This is a genomic window from Mongoliibacter sp., assembly GCF_007692705.1.
In the GTDB taxonomy this organism is placed as follows: Bacteria; Bacteroidota; Bacteroidia; order Cytophagales; family Cyclobacteriaceae; genus Mongoliibacter.
The window spans coordinates 13,579-36,488 of record NZ_REBN01000166.1; the positions used below are offsets into that span (position 1 = coordinate 13,579).

The window sequence follows — 22,910 nt, forward strand, 5'->3', positions numbered from 1 at the left end:
ATTAATGATTTTTGGTTTGTTTACTTAAGCCACATGAAAATGTTGGGCTGATCACTTGAATTTTTACCAGATTTTCTGAACTTCTCCAAGAAACTCCTGATGTATGTGCGAATTGCTTGCCAAAATTGTTTTTCCGAATAAAAAGTCTTTGCCTCCATCAAAATCTGTGACTTTCCCACCTGCTTCTCGTAAGATAACAACACCTGCCGCTACATCATACGGCTTTAAATCATATTCAAAAAAGCCATCTGATCTTCCACAAGCCACATAGCAAAGGTCAGTGGCAGCACTCCCCAATCTTCTCAAGCCATGGCAGGTTTCCATAAGGCTGCGAAGTATATTTAAATAATCATCAATTTTATCGAATGCAGAATAGGGAAATCCTGTGACAATAAGACTTTCAGACAGGCTTTTTGCTTTACTCACCTGTATTTTTTCTCCATTCAGGTACGCACCCTTCCCCTTGCTTGCATAAAAGCATTCGTCAAAATTAACCTCATAGATTACACCTAAGACAAGCTCTTCTTTGTGTTTGAGGCCAATGCTCACGGCAAAAATCGGGATACCATGAATGAAGTTGGTTGTGCCATCTAAAGGGTCTATGATCCAAGTATACTCTTTACCACTTTGAACTGCTGTCCCTTCCTCGGCTATGAAATCAGCCTCAGGCAGAATCTCTTTCAGTCGGTTGACAATTATCTTCTCAGCCTCTTTGTCAACGTAGGAAACCAGGTCATTCAGTCCCTTAGACTCGATTTTGCTTCTATCAAAAGTTTTCGCTTCTTTTCTGATAAATTCACCTGCTTTCTTTGCTATTTCTATCGTCTGATTAAGAATTTCACTTAGGTCAATCATGATTTGATGTCTTTATAGATTAAAAATATTATTTTCCCTGTACGACCAAGACAATTTCACCTTTAATGGGGTTTTCCTTGTAATATATGACCAATTCAGCCAAAGTGCCTCTCACATTCTCTTCATACAGTTTAGTTAGCTCCCGTGATACACTTGCCATTCTATCAGGCCCAAATGCTTCAGAAAGCTGCTCCAAGGTTTTCATAAGACGGTGAGTGGACTCATAAAATATCATTGTTCGGCTTTCTTCCATAAGGCTTTCGATTCTGGTCTTTCTACCTTTTTTGTGAGGTAAAAATCCCTCGAAAGTAAACCTGTCATTCGGTAAACCGGAATTGACTAAGGCAGGAACAAAAGCAGTTGCTCCCGGCAGGCAATTGACAATTAAGTCAGATTCCTTGGCCGCTCTGATCAACAGGAAGCCTGGGTCAGAGATTCCAGGAGTACCCGCATCACTGACCAAAGCCATCACCTCACCTTTTTTCATCCTTTCCACGAGTTTTTCCACGGTTTTATGCTCGTTGAAAATATGGTAGCTCTGAAGTGGCCTTTGTATTTCCAGGTGTTTGAGCAGCTTTCCGGTAGTACGGGTATCTTCTGCCAGAATTACGTCTACGGCTTTAAGTACCTCAATAGCCCTAATGGTTATGTCTTTTAGATTTCCAATAGGAGTAGGTACGAGGTATAGGCTGACACCTGTTTCTTCCTGTTCGGTCATACTCAAATCTGATCGATAGCTTTTGCAAGTTTGCGATCCTTTTCGGTTATCGTATTTCCAGCATCATGGGTAGTAAGTTCGATAGTAACCTTGTTGTAGACGTTACTCCAGTTGGGGTGATGCCCCTGGGATTCTGCTAAAAATGCAACCCTGCACATGAATGCAAAAGCTTCTTGAAAATCTTTAAATTCAAAAGTTCTAGCAAGTTTGTTGTTTTCTTCTTTCCACATGGTATTTTTTGTTTTACAGTGCGATGACTCCCTCAATTTTTGAAGCAGCATCATAAATTTCCATGATCGCTTCTGAGCTGGACATCATGGCTTTGATAGTTACGGAAACATAGGTTCCTTTTGAAGAATTTTTCAATTCAATCTTGTTGTTGGGCAGTAGCTTTGCAACCTCCTGTTCTTTTCCTTGAGGAACAATAAATTTGAACATATACAAGGAAGGAAATGATGTTTGGGCTTCAAGTTTCTCCTTAAAAGCTTCCCGATCGAAGGTATTTTTCATAATTCACTAATTTAAAACTTTAACAGCAGACTATAAAAATTAAATCCATAGATATAAAAAAAACCCATGAATGAATTCACGGGTTTTTAAGTAAGTATAAAAGGATCCTCTTAGAAGAATTTATACCTGTAATCTTTTACATTAGCAAGATCTTCAAGTGCCATCATGATCATGTAAGCCGTTCTCTGGGATGAGTTTAAGGTCAGTTGTCTTTGGAAGCTGCTATAATCACCAACTTCAGTAGCCGGAGTTATGGAATTTAGCTTAAGAACAATGATACCAACATCCTCTTGGATTGGTTTGCTGATCTGACCGCTTTCTTTCAATCCAAAAGCAGCACCTATCGCACTTGGTGCAAATCCTACACCTGGAAGTACAGATGCGGAAAGTTTAAGATCCGGAGTATTGTCCAAAGATGCATCATCAGCGAATACTTCTCTCATTTCTTCAAGAGTGGATTTGCCTGAAATTTTATCTTTGATCATTTTGGCTTTTTTCTCATTCCTTACCTGAGTCAATACTTGTGGCCTTACTTGGTCTAAGGTAGCAGTTCCCTCTTCATATCTCTTTTTCAATGTAGCGACGATAAAGGCATTATCCAATTCAAACACATCGGATACCTTGCCCTCTGAAGCATCATTGAAAGCCCACCTGATTACTTCTCTTGCATTGGTAAGGTTGTTTAGGTTTCTTGCGAATGCATCTACGTTATTTGCCTGAATGACTCTCAATCCTTCCTTTTCAGCATTGGCATTGAACTCACTGGCATTTCCTGCACTTGCAGCAAAAAAGTCTGCTTTTCTATAAGCATCATTTCGTGTAGCATCACTGGCAATAAGCTCTCTTTCTATTGTTGCGATTTTGTACGTTTCTTTTTTAGGCAGTTCGGTTACACTGATAATATGGAAACCATACTCAGTTTCTACCAATCTATTGATTAATCCTGTATTCCTTTGAGCAAATGATACCTCTGCAAATTCATCCACAAAATCTTCTTTTGCAAACCAGCCAAGATCACCACCGTTTTGGGCAGTACCGTCTTGTCCGTATTGGGCAGCTGCAGTAGCAAAGTTTAAGCCTTCTTGGATTTCCTTTAATACACTTTCCGCATTTTGCTTCACCTCTGCTTTAGCATCATCACTTAAACCTTGGGCACCAAAGAGGATGTGCGCTGCTCGCATTCTAGGGGTTCCATCAAATTTAGAAGTGATTTTATAGGATACATAAGTAGACCTGTTGGTTAGGAATGGTCCATACACTTCTCCTTCTTGGATATCATCTACATTTGATGTCAGAGAGGCAGGTAATTGGTCACCTGGAAGGATTGTTTGAAAAGGCCTCTGTGCTTCAGAATTTCTGATGGCGAAAACAGAATCGTTTTCTGCGTTTCTAAGTGCCTCAGTCAATTCTCTAATTTCTGAAATAACTGCTGCTGAATCCTCACTGCTTGGATTGATAGGAAAACTCACATAAGCCAAGTCGGCTGCATTCGAGACCTTAAATTTATCTTTGTTTTTGCTGATATAATCCCTCAACTCACTATCTGATACGCTTACAGCGGTATCAGGAATAACGTAGAAAGGAATATACAAATGGTCCACGTCAGCAACAGAATTGGCCATTTTATGTTCCATTCTGCCTTCTGCCTTGGTGGCATATTCTGAAGTAGACAAAAGGTTGTCGTATTTTACCCTTAGCCTTGCATCTGCAAACAAACGCTCTTGTTGTGCCCAGAAAGCTCTTTGTTCAGGTTCTGCATCTTCTAAAGACTGTAGAAATGCTACAAGTTGATTTCTGTCAAACTCGCCTGTTTGTGGGTTGGTCAGCTGTTGTCTTAGTTCGGCAATAATATTTTTGCCTTGTACCATGTCTACCAATTCGGCATCAGATACTGTAAGGCCAAGCTCCTCAAATTGAGAATCAAATACTTTGTCTACTACAAGTGCCTGCCATGCCTGCTCCCTGATACTGTTCATTTCATTTTCAGAAGGAGTTCTTCCAGTATTCTGTTGAAACTGGAACTTCACTTCTTCTATTTTCTGAATGTATTCCTCATATGAAATACTTTCACCTGCAATCTCACCTACTTTGTTGGAACCTCCACCCAAAAGGGTAGAGTTGGGGCTTAGGATATCTCCTCCTACAAGGAAGAAGATCAAGCCCACTGCTATAACACCGATTGCAAGACCTGTTTTCTGTCTGATTTTTTTAATTAATGCCATTCTACTGGTTTTTTGAAGTGCCGCAAAATAATTACATCTAGTGCTAAATTCAAAATAATATCACTGTCAATAAATTACTTATTGGCTTTAAGGTTGGGATTGATTTTTATTTTAAGGGTTTCTATTCTGTGATCCTGCTTGGATACAATGGTAAAGGTGAAGGATTCATAAGTAATTGTCTGACCTTTCTGAGGTATATCTTCTACAAGAGAGAGGATTAACCCAGCTAAAGTTTCAAACTCTCCATAAGGCAAGTTCCATCCGTATTTTTCATTAAGGTAATCGATTTCATGCCTAGCACTTACCAAGTATTCTACCTCAGAGATTTTCTGTTCAATCAGATCATCACTATCGTACTCATCTTGGATTTCTCCAAAAATTTCCTCTATGATATCTTCCATGCTTACTATACCGCTTGTACCTCCAAATTCATCCACCACCAAAGCTAAACTTTTTCTTTCTTTAATGAATTGAATCAAAAGTTCATTGGCAAGAGCTGACTCCGGAACTATGATGATACTGGTTAGGATATCAGAAATGGTTTTTGGCTTTTTGAATAGCTCAAGCTGATGGCAATATCCTATTACATCATCAATAGATTCTTTGTAAACTATTATTTTTGAATGCCCGCTTTCTGCAAATGCTTGTTTGAGCTCCTCTATATTTCGCTCTATATCTACCGCTACAATATCTGTCCTAGGGACCATGCATTCCCTGACCCTAATGGTTTTGAATTCCACAGCATTGTCGAAAATTTTGTGGTCTATCTCTACTTTAGAATCTTCATCCATATGCTGTAAATTGTTCTGGATGAAACTGTTTAAATCTGTCACTTTAAAAACAGGCTTGTCTTCATTATAATCAAGACGGAGTACCTTGGTGATAAAAAATCTTGATAAACCCACTACAAACCATACAATGGGATACATGAGGGTGTAAATCACCTGAAAAGGGAAAGAAAATGCAGACAATAACCGGTTGGGGTTTAAAATAAAAATACTTTTTGGTAAGAATTCAGCTGTTACCAGTACAATAAAGGTAGAAATGATGGTTTGAGAAACCAGTACCGTTGCCTGATTGTCAAAATCATTTGGCAGCATATCCTTGATCCACGGTTCCAACAGGTTGGCCATGAAAATACCATATAGTACCAAGGCAATGGTATTCCCGATCAGGGTAGTGCCTATAAACTGCCCAGGTTTCTGCATGAAATTGGACAGGATCTTACCGGAAAGTAACCCTTGCTTGTTTTGAAGTTCAATCTGTAGTTTGTTGGCTGAAATAAACGCGATTTCAATTCCCGAAAAAAATGCGGAAAACATCAAAGTGAACAATACATATATCAGGTATTGGGTTTCCATTATTTTTTCTTCTTGCGACCGGGCTTTTTATTTTCTGTTGAATTGGTTTCCTTTTCCTTATTTGTCCTGTACTTGTACCAAAAGAGTAATGCTACTGATAGCATGAAAATAGGATACGAAGCAATCAGTCCTATTGTAATCAGCTGATGTGTACCAATAATGACGGTGGCAGCTGCCAAGGAGAGTATAGATATATTACTTATTTTCATCAAAATCAATTTTCACCTGGAAGTATGGTCCGGCTATTGGTGACTTTAAATAGCTTGTATTCATTAAAACTTTCATCTGCTTCCATACCGGTTCCATTGAATAAAGTTTCTCTTTCCTGTATGGTTACAAACTTCTCTGTATAGATTTTTTTGGCATTAGGATCCCAAAAGAGCTCTTCTGAGGATAGTTTTTGTTCTTTCTCAAGGTTGTGTACCCTCACATCTCCTTCTCCTTTGTAAATATTATCTTTATGGGTGTAGAACCCCCTGTCTGCCCGCATGGTAGTGGTGATTTCTCCCTCCTCGTCAAAGAAAGTAATGTCAATTCCTTCAGGGAATTCCTGGTTGCCATTTTCAAATTCAATTTGCTTCTTGGCTCTTAGATGCGTTCTTACTATGGCAGAGTCGCTATGGTATAGATCAACATCTATCGCTTCTGCGACAGGACCTAGATAGGGTTCCAATAGACTGCTATCTACCTCTTCCTCACATGAAGAGAGAATAAATGTCACTATCCCTAGTGTCAAGAATAGAAATAGCCTGGTAACTGGAATCATTTCGGCAAAGATATCAAAAGATTGTCAATAACGTGTTTTTGTTTATTCCCCCTCACCTCTTCGTCGAGTATTTCTATATGAATGCAAAAAAAGGCAGCCTGAAAGACTGCCTTTTACTAAATATGCTAATTTTTTGATTAGTCTCTTGTAGCAAGGGTAACAGTCTCGCCTACCCAGCAACCAGTGCTGATAGAAGACCCTACCTGTAAACCTTCAGTAAACAATTCCTCTTTAGATGGGAATCGTGCTCTGGCGTCTCTCATTCCCTCGTTGTTACCAGCTCTTTGGAAAGCATTGTAGGCAGCAATGTAGACTGAGTAATCTTTTGCTCTACTTTCTCCACCTTTACAGTCATTAAAAGACCCCATATAAAGCTGTCCGATCATAGTGTAAGCATCAGATAACCTGTCTGGGTCAAGCTTTGAAGATTCCTGTGCAGCAGATCTTGCCGCAGATTTTCTTCCTGCCTGAGCATGGACCTTTGCCAAATCAAAATGAACTTCAGCTTTCTGCTTATCATTTTGGGCAAGTGTCAAAGCTTTTTCCAATACTGGCTGTGCTTTTTCGTATTCTCTATTCTGCATGTACCTCATTGCCCTTACCTGAGAGGTAGAGAAAGTAGGATTGTCATTATCTATCATTTCCAAAGCAGCAAGGAAAGTAGGAGAGGACAAACATTTGTACTGGACGGAATATTTGAAAATTTGCTGAGCTAGAAGAAGGTTCTCAGGATCTTTTTCCAATCTTGGCCCAAGTGTGTTGTCGATAAATTCACAGTTGATAAGCTCCATAGCAACAAGGAGTGCTTCCACATTGGATTTTGGAGTGGATACGTCTACACCCTGTTCTTCTGCATCGTCAAGCAATTGAGAAATTTTATCATGAATACCCAAAACTTCTATATCCGAATATGCTTTATTAAGAAGATAGTGTCTCCTTACCAAATCGAAGTAAGCTGCTGCATAAGCTGGATTGATGGTTCCATTGACCTCAAAGGCCCTATCATAAACCCCTACTGCTTCTTCTAATTTGGTCTTATCATCTCTATAGTATTGATATCCGTAATAAGCTTTATTTTCAATCCATCTGGACTCGTTGTCATAATACTTTTTTCTCAAGTCGTAGATGGTCATCACTGAATCTTGGTATATCCTCTTTTGGGCAGCGTCAGAAGTTGCGTTGGCAGCTCCATTATAGACAGTCACACCGTTGATGTATATTGACTCATTGAGTTCTGGCACATTGGTCAATAACCAATGAAGCCCTTGTGTGGCTTCTACAAACTGCTCGGACTTCATATAATCCGTATAAGCAGCATTGAGTTCTCTTGCTTTTGCCTCTCCCGCTTCGTCAGCAGGCCAATTAAATTGTTGGGCCTGGGCAAAACCCACCGTAATTATGGTAAGTAACCCGGCTAGTACACTTTTAACTTTCATGTTTGTAGAATTTATTCAAATACTCGTTTGTAAAACCATGTGTTATCATTGAGAGAAAACCCTAAACTAAAGTTAACATAATTTTCTCTTATCAATCCATTTTCAGTTGTGCCGCGGGTCCCAAGCTTGATGGCGAAGTTTGTCAAAGATAAACTGTTTATAGGAACCGAGCCTCCAAAATTGATGCCAATATCCTGAACTTGAATGCTCGACAAAATATAAGGTGTTTGCTGATATTCTAAACCTAATCTATAGGTTGTTCTTTTGAATAAATTGTCAACTGCACCGAAATCAGGAGTTAACTGACCACCAAGTGCTATTGTAAATGAGTCACCTAGTTCTTCAGTATTACCATCAAATGACCGGAATTGGCTTAACTGATGATATTGGCCTTCAAGACCAATTACAAATTTATTAATTTTTTCGAAAGATACCCCAAAACCTATCCTATTAGGAACATAAACACTACCTGGAACATCATCACTTATAACTTCTCCATCCCCGTCGGGCCTGCTAGCTTCTCCAAAATTGCCAGTTTTTGCAAATTCTTTTCCATTAATATTTCCAAATGCCTGATAGATGGCACCTATGTGAATGTTATTTTTGCTTCCTGCTTTGAAAAAATAATGAGCCCCACCTTTTACAGCAAAATCACTTACACTGAATCTTTGAAATAATTCAGAAGAGATACCTATAGGATTCCCAGATTCGTCAAGAAGGCTAAGCTGATTGGTTCTGATGGTAGAGCCAAATAAATAAGAACCATGTATGCCAAGGCTCAGATTTTTGGCAACCAAGAAGCCAGTGGAAAGATAGGCTTCAGAAACTCCACCTACTCCATCAATTCTATTGAGTGAATTGAAGTCAGTTCCTGCCACTTGGCCAGAAACCAATAAGTTATAATTCACACTCGTGAGTTGATTTATTCCCATTCCGAGAGTGGACTTTCCTGAATTGATGGGCAAAGACATCAGTACATATGAAAGGCCACCCCCATCAGCAAGTTCAGATGTTTCCCCTGAAGAAACCCCAATGCGCTCATAATTGAATGCTGCCTGAAAATTAAAGATGGTATTTCGAGTAGAAAGGGCAGGGTTCATATAATTGACTGACCAGCCTGTACCAAAGCTGATTCCCAATCCGCCCATACCTCGATTGGTGGTGAGACCGGAATTATTGAAATCACCTATGCCTAAGGCACTATAAGTAGAGGCACTTGATTGGGCATTTACTTCTGAAAATATGAAAAATGAGCAAAACGTGCTCAATAATAATTTTATCCTAGTGGAGATTGACATTGTAGCTTAGAATTCTATTTAATCCATACAGGACTAAATTTGGGATTACAAATATGTGGTCTTTTGTTAAGCTTTCAAAAACTTTTGAATCGCCTCCACAAATAATGACCTTTAAATCACCGTATTCAAAACGGTATGCGTTGATATACCCTTCAATTTCATGAAGAATACCATGATAAACACCACTTTGCATGCATGAAAGGGTACTGTCTCCGGTAAGCTTTGGTATTACGTTGTTTTCCAAGCTGACCAATGGCAATCTTGCTGTCTGTTCATGCATGGCCCTGAACCTCATTTTTAATCCTGGAGATATGGCTCCACCAAAGTACCTGTCTTTTGCATCCAATATTTCATAGGTAATGCAACTGCCCATGTCGATTGTCAAAACAGGCCCTTTTTCTACCTTTGCCCTAGCTCCGATTACTGCTGCTTTTCTATCAACCCCCAGTGTTTCAGGGGTTTTATACATGTTTGATATAGGAGTTGGAGTCAGCTTATCCAAATACAGAAAATCAAAATTCAAAAGGTCCTGAAGTTCATCTTCTGAATACTTGACAGAACTGATAATGACATTTTCAAAGTCCGAATTCTGCGTGAATTGCAGAAAGGCTTCAAAATTGTCAAAAGGACTTTCCATGACAAGATTTTCGTTGTTAAATACTGCCGTTTTGATCCTGGTATTACCAATATCTACAATCAGGTTACGCAAAATTTGAAGGTTGAATAATAACTGAACTTTTATCAGAAGCGAAAATACAGTTTTTAACCATCTGTGATTTTTGCTTAAAATAAAATTAACTTTAGGCTCCTGTATTTAACAAAATTTAACCCTTGACAATGAAAGATACCTACAAAGTAATAGGCTTGATGTCCGGAACTTCCGGAGATGGACTGGATATAGCCTATTGTACTTTTGAGAAAGCGCAGCATTGGAGTTATAAATTTCACAAAGGCCTGACTATTCCTTTTCCAGAAAAATTAGGAAAGGATTTAAAGTATGCCCATCAGATGGATAGTCTTTCACTGGCAATTTTGGATGTCGAATTCGGAAAATGGATGGGTGAGGAAGTCTTAAAAATGGTAAAGGAAAACCGAATCAAAGTGGATGCAGTCTGCTCCCATGGCCATACGGTTTTCCACCAACCACAAAAGGGGATAAGTCTCCAGATTGGCAATGGTTGGTCTATGCATCAGGCATGCAGTCTACCTGTGATCAATGATTTTAGAATGCTTGATGTACAGCTGGGCGGTCAGGGTGCCCCCTTGGTTCCCATTGGAGATCAGCTTTTGTTTGGCAATTTTGATTATTGTATCAACCTGGGTGGTATAGCCAATATCAGTATGGATTATAACGGGAAAAGGATAGCCTTTGACATTTGTCCATTTAATTTATTGCTGAACCCTTATGCAGAGGTTTTGGGAAAGCCTTATGATGAAGATGGTAAATTTGCGAAAGGTGGAAAAGTACTTGAAAATGTATTACATGAATTGAACAGTCTTCCCTTTTATAAAAGACAGGGGGCAAAATCTCTGGGGAGGGAAGATTTAGAGATATACTTTGAAATTTTGGAGCGGGTTGAAAATCACGCTCCCGAAGATATATTGAGGACTTTAGTTGAGCATTATGTCATTCAGATCAAATCCACTCTTTCTCCTTCCGAATCCAAAAAAAAATCAATCCTGATTACAGGTGGTGGAGCATTCAACAAGTTCTTCGTTGAAAGTTTAGATGATTCTATTCAAAATAGGTATGACATTTTAAAAGCGGATGAAAGCATCATCAATTTTAAGGAAGCCCTGATATTTGGGTTTTTGGGTGTACTTAGAATGAAAGGTGACAACAATTGTTTGGCCTCAGTAACTGGTGCCATAAAAGATAATTGTGGAGGGATGGTTTTTGGACTATGATAATCGGTTCTTTCCGGAGAGTAATATTTTTATATTTTTGCGGGATAATAAACCCAAATACAATTTATGAAAGACCTACTGAAAAAGTTTGAAAATAAACAGCCTGAAATCGTTTTTGAATGGAGTGATCATGAAACCGAAGCGGAAGGCTGGGTTGTGATCAATTCTCTTAGGGGTGGAGCAGCTGGTGGAGGTACACGTATGCGGAAAGGGCTTGACAAAAGAGAGGTCGAATCCTTGGCGAAAACGATGGAGGTAAAATTCACAGTTTCAGGACCAGCTATAGGTGGAGCCAAATCAGGGATCAACTTTGACCCCAATGACCCAAGAAAAAATGAGGTATTGAAAAGATGGTATAAGGCAGTGATGCCCTTGCTGAAAAACTACTATGGTACGGGTGGTGACCTCAATGTTGATGAAATTCATGAAGTTATTCCTATAACAGAAACCTATGGGCTTTGGCATCCACAAGAAGGTGTAGTAAATGGACATTTTCACGCAACGGAACCTCAGAAAATCAGGAAGATCGGTCAATTAAGACAAGGTGTTTCTAAAGTGCTGGAAGATCCGCTATATACCCCCAACGGAATCAAAAAATACACTGTGGCTGACATGATAACCGGGTTTGGTGTCGCAGAAGCAGTAAGACATTATTATAAAATCTGGGGGGGAACTCTCAAAGGAAAGAGAGCAGTCATCCAAGGATGGGGAAATGTAGGTGCAGCAGCAGCATGTTTCCTGGCAGTAGAAGGAGTGAAAATTGTGGGAATCATAGATCGAATGGGCGGTTTGATCAATGAGGAAGGATTTACCTTGGATGAAATACGAGAGTTGTTTGTCAATAGGGATGGGAACAAGCTTGTGGCAGACAATCTTATTCCATTTGAAGAAATGAATCAAAGGGTTTGGCATTTACAAAATGAGATTTTTATTCCAGCGGCTTCTTCAAGACTTATCACGAAAGAACAAGCGGAAAGTATGGTGGCATCAGGATTGGAGGTCATTTCCTGTGGAGCAAATGTTCCTTTTGCAGATCCTGAAATTTTCCTTGGACAAATAGGAGTATGGACAGATGAAAGGGTTGCTGTCTTGCCTGATTTTATAGCCAACTGTGGAATGGCTAGGGTCTTTGCCTATTTGATGTCTGGAAATGCGGAAGTCACTGATGATGCCATTTTCAAAGACGTGAGTAAGACGATTGCCAAAGCCTTGAGAAAAACCTACTCAAAGAACGCTGGGAAAACAAAAATTGCCCAGACTTCTTTAGAATTGGCACTTAAGCAACTTGTATAAGAATTAAACCAATCATCAGCCGGGGTGAAATGTTATAAAACATTTCACCCCGGCTTCTTTATTTTATATGGTTCTTTTCATTCAAAATAAGTAGTTTAGCAAAAGTAAACTTGAAAAATAGAGCTTTGAGAAGCTTCACTGACAAGTTTTTTTATTCCAAACCCGTTGAAAAATTAGTTTAATTTTAGCCGAATGAAGAATATACTCGCTGTTTTTGCATTGATTTTGGGATTGACATTTTTGGTTGATGTCCCTGTTGCAAAAGCCCAAGCAGATACTCAAACTGAAGAAGTTGATACTACTGCACAAGGTGATAAAATTCAAAGTGTTGCCGCTCATATTCATGACGACCATGACCATGAAATAGCTCCCTTATGGTTGGTGATACCTTTCGTGGCCTTGTTGCTCATGATCGCAACAGGACCGTTGTTTTATGAACATTTTTGGCACCACAATTACCCAAAAGTAGCTGTAGTCCTTGCTGTAATCGTAGTTTCCTACTACCTGTTTATACTGCATAATGTTCACGGCCCAGTACATGCTCTTGCCGAATATGTGCAATTTATAGCGCTTTTAGCCTCATTGTATATTGCTTCAGGAGGTATTTTGATTGAAATAGATAAAAAAGCCACCCCACTTGCCAATGTGTCAATACTCCTGATTGGTGCCATCATATCAAATCTTATTGGTACTACAGGAGCTTCTATGTTGCTTATCAGACCATTTATCAGGCTAAATAAAGGCAATATCCAACCCTACCATATCATATTTTTCATTTTCATGGTGAGTAATATTGGAGGATCCCTGACGCCAATTGGAGACCCGCCATTGTTCCTTGGGTTCCTTAAAGGAGTGCCTTTCTTCTGGACTTTGGAATACAACTGGCCTGCATGGATAATAGCCCTCATTATTCTGGCGGTAATCTTTTATTTTATTGACAAGAAGTTTGGACGTGCCAATGAAGAAGAATTGGAGGAAACAAGTTATACCAATAAGTTTGAACTTATAGGTAGTAGAAATTTCATATGGTTACTTATCGTAATTCTTTCAGTATTCTTGGATCCAAACGTAATTGATTGGGTACCTGCGATCAGATACGATGGTCAGAAATTTTCCTTTCTTAGAGAGATCATCATGTTGTCTGTGGCATACCTCAGTTATCGATTTGCGGATCAAAAAGCCATCAAAGGCAATGAATTTAATTTTGAGCCTATAAGAGAAGTGGCATTTATCTTTGTTGGGATCTTTGGGACCATGATGCCAGCGCTTGAATTGGTAGGTAATTTTGCTAAGTCTCCGGAGGGAGCTGCGATGATAACTCCGAATACGCTTTATTGGGGAACAGGAATCCTTTCAGGATTCTTAGACAATGCCCCTACATATCTTAATTTCCTCGCAGCCGCAATGGCTTCACAGGGTGCTGAAATAAGTAATGTCGAAAGTGTGAGAAATTTTGCACTCAACAATTATGATGGATCTGCCTTTGAATTGATGGCTATATCTATAGCAGCGGTATTCTTTGGTGCGATGACATATATAGGGAATGGACCAAACTTTATGGTAAAGTCCATAGCAGAACAGAGCGGGATTAAAATGCCTTCTTTCTTTGGATATATCATTAGATTCTCCTTGCCGATATTATTACCTGTGCTACTCATTACATGGCTAATATTCTTTGCCTTTGCATAGAGGTATTGAAATTGTAAAAAAATAATGGGATTAAATGTTTCTATATCAGCTCTTTATGGGAAGATATTTCCCTTTACCCTAAAGCTGAACTCTTCATGAAATTTTGCTTTCAAACACAGTAAAACGAAGGCCTGCCAATGAAACTTGGCAGGCCTTCATGTTTACTTAAAAAAACAGAAATAAATGATTTCAGCTTCAATCAATAACCGAAGCCGAGATGATCAATTTGTTGGGTTTGGAAAAAACTACATCCTGGTAGTTATCGATCGAAAACTGATCAAGTTTTCCGGACTCTGCATGAAAAACCAGTAATCCCTTGGTTTCTGATGAGTAAAAAGGATTTTCGGTTTTCATTCGAAAACTTATTTGGGTGACTTTGTCTTCATGGTATTTAACCACTATTCTTTTGACTTTACCTTTTTCTCCTTCTTTCAGTTCATGAACCAAAATATTTTCACTTCGGTCGGTTTTATAAGACTGAGCCAAGGCAGGACTGTTGATATCAGCTTCTATGAAGAAACTTAGTTCTTTGAGCCACTCCTCTTCTGATGGTATCGTGGTCACACGCTCTCTTTCACCGTTGATGATAACTTCCTTTAAGAGGCTTTTCCCTTCAACATTCTCAACCAAAACCTCTACAAATTCTTTGAGGGGGAAATAAATTGGTTCGTTGCTCTCTCCCTCCTCTGAAATATTTGAACAGCCCCAAAGGGATAAAAGCAGAACAAAACTGCAGAGTAGATATTTCGATTTCATATGTTCATATTTTGTTTTTCAGCGGTCATATGGAAGGCCCATAATAATCATCCCACCTTTGTGTGAACTCTTTCTCATGGGCATTTCATATTTTTATGATTATTATTCAGTGCTTATAACTTTTCCTATACCGAATTTCCAGATACTATTTCTGGAATTCGCTAGTGTAGGGGAGACTTGATTTGACAAAATCTTCCATGATGCCTCCAGGTATTGGAGCACCACCTTTTTACCTATGTTATGCTTGACTTGATATAAATGAATGTTTATAGCGTTTTTATATCGCTTATTTAAGAAGTATTTCTCCAGTCATTTCACTTGGAATGTCTATGCCCATTAGCGTAAGGATTGTGGGCGCTAAATCACCAAGTACGCCATCTTTGACATTTAACGTGTCTTTGCCGTCAACCATTATCATAGGCACTAGATTGGTAGTATGTGCAGTATTTGGGGATCCATCTTCATTGATCATCATGTCACTATTGCCATGGTCTGCTATTACTATTGTGGTGTAGCCACTTTCCAAAGCTTGCGAAATCACTTGCTCTGCGCATTTGTCTACCGCTTCGCAGGCTTTTACAGCAGCATCAAAAACCCCAGTATGGCCGACCATATCTGCGTTTGCAAAATTGAGACAAACAAAATCCACTTCCTTCTTTTTTAATTCCACATTGATTTTGGAAGAAATTTCAAATGCACTCATTTCTGGCTTGAGGTCATAAGTGGCAACCTTAGGAGACGGGCAGAGGATTCTACTTTCTCCCTCAAACTCTGCCTCCCTTCCTCCGGAGAAGAAAAATGTCACGTGAGGGTATTTTTCAGTTTCAGCAATTCTGATTTGTTTCTTGTGGTTCCTTTCCAAGACTTCTCCGATAGTATTGTTTAGGTTATCTTTTTCGAAAAGCACCTTGACACCTTTGAAAGTCTCATCATAGCTGGTAAATGTGACATAATAAAGGTTCATCTTTTTCATATGATAATCTTCAAAATCAGTCTGAGTGAGTACTTGGGTGATCTCTCTACCTCTGTCTGTACGGAAATTAAAATTGATTACCACATCACCATTTTCGATGACCGCAACAGGCTGGTTCTCCTCGTTCATCTGAATGATAGGTCTGATAAATTCATCCGTCACATCATTTGAATAGGATTTGCTGATTGAAGCAATGATATCTTTGGATTTTTCACCTTCACCTTTTACTAAGGCGTCATAGGCAAGTTTAACTCTCTCCCATCGCTTATCTCTGTCCATGGCGTAATATCGGCCTACTACAGAGGCAATTGTGCCAACGGATTTTTTAAGGTGTTCGTTAAGGTCATTCAAATATAGAACGCCACCTTTAGGATCAGTGTCACGCCCATCTGTAAAGGCATGGATGAAAGCGGATTCTATGCCATTTGCTTTTGCGGCATCACAAAGTCCTTTTAGGTGACCGACATGAGCATGTACGCCTCCGTCAGATACCAAGCCGATAAAGTGAACTTTTTTCCCTTCTTTCTTCGCGTACTGAAAGGCTTCGATCAGTACAGGGTGGCTGTTGAGGTCACCTTCTGCTACTGCCTTATTGATTTTCACCAAGTCTTGGTAAACTACCCTCCCGGCACCGATGTTCATATGCCCAACCTCCGAATTTCCCATTTGGCCTTCAGGTAAACCTACGGCCAGGCCAGAAGCATCAAGTTTTGAATGTGGATAATTTTGGAATAGACTATCAATAAATGGGGTTTGCGCTTTCTCAATTGCTGAAACAGCTGGATTTGTGGCTAATCCCCAGCCATCTAAAATCATTAGAACTACTTTCTTTTTCATCTCTCCAATCTTGCTGAATGTAAAAGTTAAATATAAATCAGCTGTAAAAATGCTTATTCTTTAGCAAGCTCACAAAATAAGATGGACTTTAATTTGTTTGAGGAATGCAGATTTTGATTCAATTGTTCTATATGGGTAGCTGTTTTTCAGGTAAACTACTTTCTTTTGATTTTTGGCTTAATATTTGTTTTTCAAGCAATTCTTGAAAAAAATAGTTTCCATATTGTCTGCACTGATCCTAGTCTGTACGCTTTCCGTAGCAGGTCTTGAGCATCATAACAATGATAGCATTGACGATATTGCCTCTACTTTTAAATATGGATCCAGTAAGGATTTAGCAAGATTTTTTGATCAGGGAATAGATATCAATATTTCCGGAAATCAGGGCGACTATTCTAAAAATCAGGCAGAATTGGTGATGAGGGATTTTTTTAAAAAATTTCCACCTAATGATTTTTCCATAGTTCACAAAGGGAATGGTTCTGACCAAATAATCAACTACATAGGAGCTTACAGTTCGGAAAGTTCAGAATTTAGGGTCTTCATAAGGGGTAAAAAAAATGAAAACAGCATCCGCATTTACAGCTTGGATATTGTCAAGGTGTAAGAAAAGCGGATAAGCTGTTATAATTTTTTTAATTTTGCCGAGTGAAAAATTTACCCTATCTCAGTAAGAAGTCATTAGATGACTTTATTCAACTAGCCATATTAGAAGATGTTGGACCTGGAGATTATTCCAGCCTTGGCTCAATACCCAAAAATCAAGCCGGTAAAGCCAAGCTTATCATCAAGGAAAACGGTGTGGTGGCTGGACTGGAATTGGCAAAAGTTATTTTTGAAACCTATGACCCAAGCTTAAAGGTTACAGTTTTGCTTGAAGACGGAGATGATGTGAAGACAGGGGATTTAGGTCTGATTGTGGAAGGTTCGGCGATTTCAATCCTGAGTACAGAAAGATTGGTCCTCAATTGTATGCAGCGGATGAGTGGCATAGCTACCAAAACACGGCATCTTAGTAAAATGATTTCCCATACGAAGGCTAGATTGATGGATACCAGAAAGACTACGCCTAATTTTAGAATGATGGAAAAATGGGCAGTTGTATTAGGTGGAGGACTCAATCACCGATACGCTTTGTATGACATGGTGATGTTGAAAGACAATCATGTTGATTTTGCTGGTGGAGTTTCCAATGCTATCAATAATACCCGGAAGTTTCTTAATGAAAAACAATTGGATCTGAAAATCGAGGTTGAAACACGAAATCTTGACGAGGTGCAAGAGGTTATTGATAATGGAGGAGCAGACATTATCATGTTGGATAATATGGATTATGCTACCATGAGAAAAGCTGTAGAGATGGTAAATGGCAGATATCCCCTAGAAGCTTCTGGAGGAATTACCGAAGATAATCTAGTTGAGGTTGCAGAATGTGGGGTGGATTACATTTCCGTAGGAGCACTCACACATCAGGTAAAAAGTTTAGATATAAGTTTAAAGGCATTTTAAAAATAAAGCCCTGTTTTCTATACAAACAGGGCTTTATTAATGATAAGAATTTTTTTACTTTAATCCTTTGAGGCAAAATCCGGGTATGCCTGCATGCTGTGTTCATGCATATCGAGTCCTTCCAGTTCCTCGCGTGCATCCACCCTGATACCTATACTTCTCTTCAAACTGAAGAATATAAGCCAGCTGGTAAAGAAGCAAAATGCACCTACAACTGCAATCCCCAAAAGCTGAGAAAGAAACTGGCTTAGACTCGCAAGATCTCCAAAGAGTCCTACGGCCAATGTACCCCATATCCCCCCAAGCAAATGGACAGAAATGGCGCCTACAGGGTCATCAATTTTGATTTTGTCAAAAAGAACTACTCCAAAAACCACAATAATGCCACCGATGAAACCTATTATAGCTGCTTCTCCCACTCCCATGACATCTGCTCCGGCTGTGATGCCAACTAAGCCGGCAAGAATACCATTGAGTACCATTGTAATGTCATAGGTTTTGAATTTCCAATATGAGGAAAACAAAGCTCCAAAAGCACCTGCGGCCCCGGCAATTGCAGTAGTGACAAATACTCTTGAAACATCACCCGGATCTGCAGACAGCACTGATCCTCCATTGAAACCGAACCAACCAAACCATAAAAGAAAAACTCCTATGGTCGCCATTGGGATACTGTGGCCTGGTATAGGTTTCATTCCTTTTTCTGTGTATTTGCCCAATCTTGGACCCAAAAGGAAAGCACCTACCAATGCCCCCCATCCACCTACTGAATGGACTATAGTAGATCCTGCAAAGTCATAGAAAGGAGTATCCAAGCTATCAAGGAATCCACCTCCCCATTTCCACATACCTACTATAGGATAACAAATACCCACATACAGTATGGAAAAGAAAATAAATGGACCCAATTTGATCCTTTCTGCTACTGCTCCTGATACAATCGTTGCAGCCGTTGCTGCAAACATGGCTTGGAATATAAAATCAGTGTAAAAAGTAAACCCCTCATCGTAGGCAGGAGTATCCCAGCCTTCGGGTAAGCTCAGACCCAAGCCGGAAATTCCGAAAAAACCTCCAACAAATGCATCCCCGGGATACATCAGGTTAAATCCGATAAAAGCATAAGTTAAAATACCTATAGCAGGGATAATAGTGTTTTTAAATAAAATATTGACAGTGTTTTTAGCCCGTGTAAGGCCTGCCTCTAGTGCTGCAAATCCCAGGTGCATGATAAACACCAATATGGTAGCTACCAGCACCCAAAGGTTGTTGATGGTAAATATTTCTTGATTCATAGGTTTGAATAGGTTAGGTTCTCAGAGAATTAGATTTGTTTAGAATAAACAAATGATAAGAAGATGTTGTAACTGCCCGGTGAGTTAAAGACTTGAATTTTATAAGGCCTCTTCACCCGTGTCATTATTTCTTATTCTATAAGCAGCGAGTGCTTCATAAATAAAGATCTTCCCATCTCCCACACGGCCAGTATTACCGTTGGTGAGGATACAATCGACGACTCCGTCGACAAGGCTATCCGGTACAACCACTTCAATTTTTGTTCTTGGGATATAAGCCGGTTCATAGGCAACCCCACGGTAGGTTTGAGATTTTGGTGGTTCCATTCCCATGCCCTTTACCTCATAAGTGGCCAGGAATTTCACACCCAATCCAAGAAGACATTCATGTATCTCCTCAAATTTTGATGTCCTAATAATTGCTTCTATTTTTTTCATTTTAGTCAATGATATGGATGGTTTAATAGGTTTTTTGCGCTAATCTATATCAAAATTTGAAAATAAAGTAATTTTGGTTTAAAAAATAACCACTTATACCCAAAAAAAGGTTGAAAAAGACTCAAATAGGATTTTTTAAGTATCTAAATTCTATAATAATGTGTAAAAAGTAGAAAAATGAGTTTTTAAATAAACCATTTGTATAGTTTGGGTTGTTTTTTTGTGTTCTTATAAAAAAACCAAATTAATGTGGGTTCATTCTTTGTATCAAAATGGAAAGGTCTAAATTTGAGGCTTTAAAAAAATTAAACTTTAATGATGAATAATAAACCGACACTTTTAGTATTAGCAGCTGGAATGGGCAGCAGGTATGGGGGAAACAAGCAAATTGATGGTTTTGGACCCAATGGCGAGACAATTCTGGAATATTCCATTTATGATGCCATTAGGGCAGGATTTGGAAAAGTTGTTTTGATCGTCAGAGAGGAAATCCTTCAGGCAGCCAAGGAATTGATTTTACCCAAAGTAAAGGGCAAAATAGAAGTTGACTTTGTCTTGCAGTCCATCAAAAGTTTTGTACCGGAAGAATTTCAAAATCCGGAAAGGGTAAAGCCATATGGAACAGCACATGCGGTACTCTGTGCAAAAGATGCCATTGCTGAACCATTTGCAGTCATCAATGCAGATGATTTTTATGGCAAAGAGGCATTTGAAGTTTTGGGAAAATTTCTTTCAAACGGTGTACAGCCAAATTTACATGCCATGGTAGGGTATGCTATCGAGCATGTTCTGTCTTCAAATGGCACAGTCTCTAGGGGCGTATGTGATATGAATGATTCCAACCAACTGGTAGGGATGGTAGAAAGAACCTCAATTGCCAGAGAAAATGGGAAAATCCTTTCGAAAGGAGAGGGAGAAGTTTTGGAAGTCAAAGAAGGGACTCCTGTTTCGATGAACTTTTGGGGTTTTCATCAGGCTGTATTCGAAGATATTCAGAGGATGTGGGATGAGTTTCTTCCTGCCAACCAGGAAAACTTAAAGTCGGAATTTTACATACCGACTGTCGCCAATAACTTGATACAGGAAGGAAAAGCTGCTTTTGAAATTTTGGAAGGAGGTAAAACCTGGTTTGGGGTGACTTATACAGAGGACAAACCGATAGTAATATCCTCACTGAAAGAAATGCACGAAATCGGAGAATATCCCGCTAAGCTTTGGGAATAAAAAAAAGGCTGCCATTTTTAATGGCAGCCTTTTTTATTGCTTGACAGGTAGGTAATTGTTTGGGGGAAGAAATTTAAACTGTTCAAACATTAATTTATACAGTAGTTAATTTTTAATCTAAAAACGATTCTATTAATTTCATATCGCTATTGAAAAGTAAACAATGAACAGATGAAATGGAGCCTGCCCCGATCCATCTGGGTGACCTCTGAAAAACAAATTATAAACGCATGAAAAGACTCTTTTTTTCGACCTCTCAATTTCTCCCGGGAATAGGTTTAGCTCTTTTAAGAATAGGTACAGCTTTGATGATGTTGACCCACGGATGGGCAAAAATTGCAAACTTTAGTGCCAACCTAACAACTTTTAGAGATCCCATAGGTCTTGGTCCAGCTTTATCTTTACAATTGGCCATTTTTGCGGAGTTTTTCTGTGCGATTCTACTCGCGATGGGATTTTTGACAAGACTGTCTTTGGTTCCTTTGATTATTACCATGAGTGTAGCAGCCTTTATAGCCCATGCTGATGATCCATTTTCTTCAAAGGAGAAGAGTCTGCTTTTCTTACTGATATTTATAGTTTTGCTTTTTCTAGGTCCTGGAAAGTATTCTGTGGATGCCCAGATTAAAAAGAAAAGGAATTACTGAGGCTGACCCTCTATTTTTCCTTGATTTACGAAGAAGAACCTGCAGTCTGCATCCATTCTGGTCAATATACCCTGAGATCTTTCTGGCCGGGCATCTGTAATAAACAATTGTCCAAATTCATGTTCGGCCACCAGCTTCATCAACTTCTCTATCCTACTGTCATCGAGCTTGTCAAAAATATCATCAAGCAGCAGAATGGGTTTAGTGTTTAGGTGTTTGAAAAAAACCATAAACTGAGCAAGCTTCAATGCGATTATAAAGGATTTTTGTTGCCCCTGGGATCCGAATTTTTTAATAGGATATTCAGAAATTTGAAAGACAAAATCATCCTTGTGTATACCCATTGTGCTGCGGCGGAGGAGGTAATCCCTCTGTGCATTCGATCTGAAAGCAGCTTCAAAATCCTCCTGTAAGCATTGGGATTCATACTGAATACTGATCCTCTCCTGTCCACCTGAAATAATCTTGTAATATTCCATCAGCAGGGGTTCATATTCCTGTAGGAAGTTTTGGCGGGTGGATGCAATATTTTTTGAAAGCTGAATGACTTCTCTGGTGTAGGGCTCAATCAATTCCTCATTCCAACGTCCTTTTTCTGCAAATTGCTTGATAAGGGCATTGCGTTGCTTGAGAAAATGTTGGTACCTGATCAGGTTTTCAAGATACTTTCGGTTGAGTTGACAAAGAATATTGTCAAAAAATTTTCTGCGTTCTTCACTTCCATCTTTGATAAGTGAAGTATCGTCCGGTGCAATCATAACTACAGGCAACAAACCTATATGTTCACTCATTTTGTCGTAAGCCTTGCCATTTTTAAGAACTTGCTTTTTCTTTCCTGACTCAAAAAGACAGCGGATTTCAATTTCCTTTCCGTTGAGATCAAAATCACCAAATACTGTAAAAAAATTCTGCTCATGCTTAATATTGAGATTATCTATAGGATTGAGCGCACTTTTGGTGAGACACAGGTAATGTATTGCATCAAGAAGGTTGGTTTTTCCACTGCCATTGATACCTACAAAACAGTTGATTTCTTCAGAAAAATGCACCTCTTCCTTTTTATAATTTTTAAACTGTTGAAGACGAATATTTTTGAGATGCATGTTGGGTAATCTGAATGGTTTTTGACTATTTTCGCAAATGGCCTTAAAATTCAGCCCATTTGCTTATATTTGAGG

23 protein-coding genes are annotated in these 22,910 nt (G+C 39.1%); 7 read left to right on the forward strand and 16 right to left on the reverse strand.

The window, feature by feature from the left end; genetic code table 11:
• Positions 1–63: 63 nt before the first annotated feature.
• The 11 genes from EA341_RS10990 to EA341_RS11040 all read right to left on the reverse strand — a co-directional run bounded on the left by EA341_RS10990 (position 64) and on the right by EA341_RS11040 (position 9,875).
• Entirely contained in the window at positions 64–855 is a 792-nt protein-coding gene (locus tag EA341_RS10990; RefSeq protein ID WP_293014153.1) for an inositol monophosphatase family protein, read from the reverse strand.
• A gap of 28 nt (positions 856–883) precedes the next feature.
• Positions 884–1,573 (reverse strand): 16S rRNA (cytidine(1402)-2'-O)-methyltransferase, encoded by a 690-nt coding sequence (gene rsmI / locus EA341_RS10995; RefSeq protein WP_293014155.1) that lies wholly within the window; start codon positions 1,571–1,573, stop codon positions 884–886.
• Between the two features lie 2 nt (positions 1,574–1,575).
• On the reverse strand, positions 1,576–1,803 hold the full coding sequence (locus EA341_RS11000; protein ID WP_293014157.1) for a 4a-hydroxytetrahydrobiopterin dehydratase: 228 nt from the start codon (positions 1,801–1,803) through the stop codon (positions 1,576–1,578).
• Positions 1,804–1,816: 13 nt separating this feature from the next.
• A complete protein-coding gene (locus tag EA341_RS11005; RefSeq protein WP_293014159.1) occupies positions 1,817–2,083 on the reverse strand; it encodes a DUF493 domain-containing protein in 267 nt (88 codons plus the stop codon).
• Between the two features lie 110 nt (positions 2,084–2,193).
• Positions 2,194–4,305: a peptidylprolyl isomerase gene (locus tag EA341_RS11010; RefSeq protein ID WP_293014161.1), complete on the reverse strand. Its 2,112-nt coding sequence runs from the start codon at positions 4,303–4,305 to the stop codon at positions 2,194–2,196.
• Between the two features lie 74 nt (positions 4,306–4,379).
• Positions 4,380–5,666 (reverse strand): hemolysin family protein, encoded by a 1,287-nt coding sequence (locus EA341_RS11015; protein ID WP_293014163.1) that lies wholly within the window; start codon positions 5,664–5,666, stop codon positions 4,380–4,382.
• A complete protein-coding gene (locus EA341_RS11020) occupies positions 5,666–5,875 on the reverse strand; it encodes a hypothetical protein (protein WP_293014165.1) in 210 nt (69 codons plus the stop codon). Before EA341_RS11020 ends, EA341_RS11015 begins: the two co-directional genes overlap by 1 nt.
• 5 nt (positions 5,876–5,880) lie before the next feature.
• Positions 5,881–6,432 (reverse strand): LPS export ABC transporter periplasmic protein LptC, encoded by a 552-nt coding sequence (gene lptC / locus EA341_RS11025; protein WP_293014167.1) that lies wholly within the window; start codon positions 6,430–6,432, stop codon positions 5,881–5,883.
• A 137-nt stretch (positions 6,433–6,569) separates the two neighbouring features.
• Positions 6,570–7,868: a tetratricopeptide repeat protein gene (locus tag EA341_RS11030; protein ID WP_293014170.1), complete on the reverse strand. Its 1,299-nt coding sequence runs from the start codon at positions 7,866–7,868 to the stop codon at positions 6,570–6,572.
• 11 nt (positions 7,869–7,879) lie between these two features.
• Complete coding sequence (locus EA341_RS11035; protein WP_293014172.1) at positions 7,880–9,166, reverse strand: hypothetical protein; 1,287 nt, start codon at positions 9,164–9,166, stop codon at positions 7,880–7,882.
• Complete coding sequence (locus tag EA341_RS11040) at positions 9,150–9,875, reverse strand: type III pantothenate kinase (RefSeq protein ID WP_293014174.1); 726 nt, start codon at positions 9,873–9,875, stop codon at positions 9,150–9,152. The genes EA341_RS11035 and EA341_RS11040 overlap by 17 nt, the downstream gene beginning before the upstream one ends.
• A gap of 128 nt (positions 9,876–10,003) precedes the next feature.
• On the opposite strand from EA341_RS11040, the gene EA341_RS11045 reads away from it, so the two are divergent.
• The 3 genes from EA341_RS11045 to EA341_RS11055 all read left to right on the forward strand — a co-directional run bounded on the left by EA341_RS11045 (position 10,004) and on the right by EA341_RS11055 (position 14,056).
• Positions 10,004–11,074, forward strand: a complete 1,071-nt coding sequence (locus EA341_RS11045; RefSeq protein ID WP_293014176.1) for an anhydro-N-acetylmuramic acid kinase — start codon at positions 10,004–10,006, stop codon at positions 11,072–11,074.
• A gap of 66 nt (positions 11,075–11,140) precedes the next feature.
• The gene (locus tag EA341_RS11050; protein WP_293014178.1) at positions 11,141–12,367 is read left to right on the forward strand and encodes a Glu/Leu/Phe/Val dehydrogenase dimerization domain-containing protein; all 1,227 of its coding nucleotides are present in this window, start codon (positions 11,141–11,143) and stop codon (positions 12,365–12,367) included.
• Positions 12,368–12,559: 192 nt separating this feature from the next.
• Complete coding sequence (locus EA341_RS11055) at positions 12,560–14,056, forward strand: sodium:proton antiporter (RefSeq protein WP_293014181.1); 1,497 nt, start codon at positions 12,560–12,562, stop codon at positions 14,054–14,056.
• A gap of 195 nt (positions 14,057–14,251) precedes the next feature.
• On the opposite strand, the gene EA341_RS11060 is transcribed toward EA341_RS11055, so the two are convergent.
• A complete protein-coding gene (locus tag EA341_RS11060) occupies positions 14,252–14,812 on the reverse strand; it encodes a hypothetical protein (RefSeq protein ID WP_293014184.1) in 561 nt (186 codons plus the stop codon).
• Between the two features lie 286 nt (positions 14,813–15,098).
• Entirely contained in the window at positions 15,099–16,622 is a 1,524-nt protein-coding gene (gene gpmI / locus EA341_RS11065) for a 2,3-bisphosphoglycerate-independent phosphoglycerate mutase (RefSeq protein ID WP_293014187.1), read from the reverse strand.
• A 202-nt stretch (positions 16,623–16,824) separates the two neighbouring features.
• Between gpmI and EA341_RS11070 the strand changes: the two genes are divergently transcribed.
• Positions 16,825–17,229, forward strand: a complete 405-nt coding sequence (locus EA341_RS11070) for a DUF4783 domain-containing protein (RefSeq protein ID WP_293014190.1) — start codon at positions 16,825–16,827, stop codon at positions 17,227–17,229.
• Positions 17,230–17,270: 41 nt separating this feature from the next.
• The gene (gene nadC / locus EA341_RS11075; protein ID WP_293014194.1) at positions 17,271–18,131 is read left to right on the forward strand and encodes a carboxylating nicotinate-nucleotide diphosphorylase; all 861 of its coding nucleotides are present in this window, start codon (positions 17,271–17,273) and stop codon (positions 18,129–18,131) included.
• 59 nt (positions 18,132–18,190) lie between these two features.
• On the opposite strand, the gene EA341_RS11080 is transcribed toward nadC, so the two are convergent.
• Together EA341_RS11080 and EA341_RS11085 are read right to left on the reverse strand one after the other, a co-directional pair.
• Positions 18,191–19,423 (reverse strand): ammonium transporter, encoded by a 1,233-nt coding sequence (locus EA341_RS11080; protein WP_293014196.1) that lies wholly within the window; start codon positions 19,421–19,423, stop codon positions 18,191–18,193.
• Positions 19,424–19,522: 99 nt separating this feature from the next.
• On the reverse strand, positions 19,523–19,861 hold the full coding sequence (locus EA341_RS11085; RefSeq protein ID WP_293014199.1) for a P-II family nitrogen regulator: 339 nt from the start codon (positions 19,859–19,861) through the stop codon (positions 19,523–19,525).
• A gap of 318 nt (positions 19,862–20,179) precedes the next feature.
• Here EA341_RS11085 and EA341_RS11090 point away from each other — a divergent pair, with 318 nt between their 5' ends.
• Together EA341_RS11090 and EA341_RS11095 are read left to right on the forward strand one after the other, a co-directional pair.
• Positions 20,180–21,085, forward strand: coding sequence for an NTP transferase domain-containing protein (locus tag EA341_RS11090; RefSeq protein ID WP_293014268.1), 906 nt, complete (start codon positions 20,180–20,182; stop codon positions 21,083–21,085).
• A gap of 230 nt (positions 21,086–21,315) precedes the next feature.
• Positions 21,316–21,732, forward strand: coding sequence for a DoxX family protein (locus EA341_RS11095; RefSeq protein WP_293014201.1), 417 nt, complete (start codon positions 21,316–21,318; stop codon positions 21,730–21,732).
• Here the strand turns inward: EA341_RS11095 and EA341_RS11100 are convergent.
• The gene (locus tag EA341_RS11100; protein ID WP_293014203.1) at positions 21,726–22,835 is read right to left on the reverse strand and encodes a DNA replication/repair protein RecF; all 1,110 of its coding nucleotides are present in this window, start codon (positions 22,833–22,835) and stop codon (positions 21,726–21,728) included. The genes EA341_RS11095 and EA341_RS11100 overlap by 7 nt on opposite strands.
• Between the last annotated feature and the right edge of the window lie 75 nt (positions 22,836–22,910).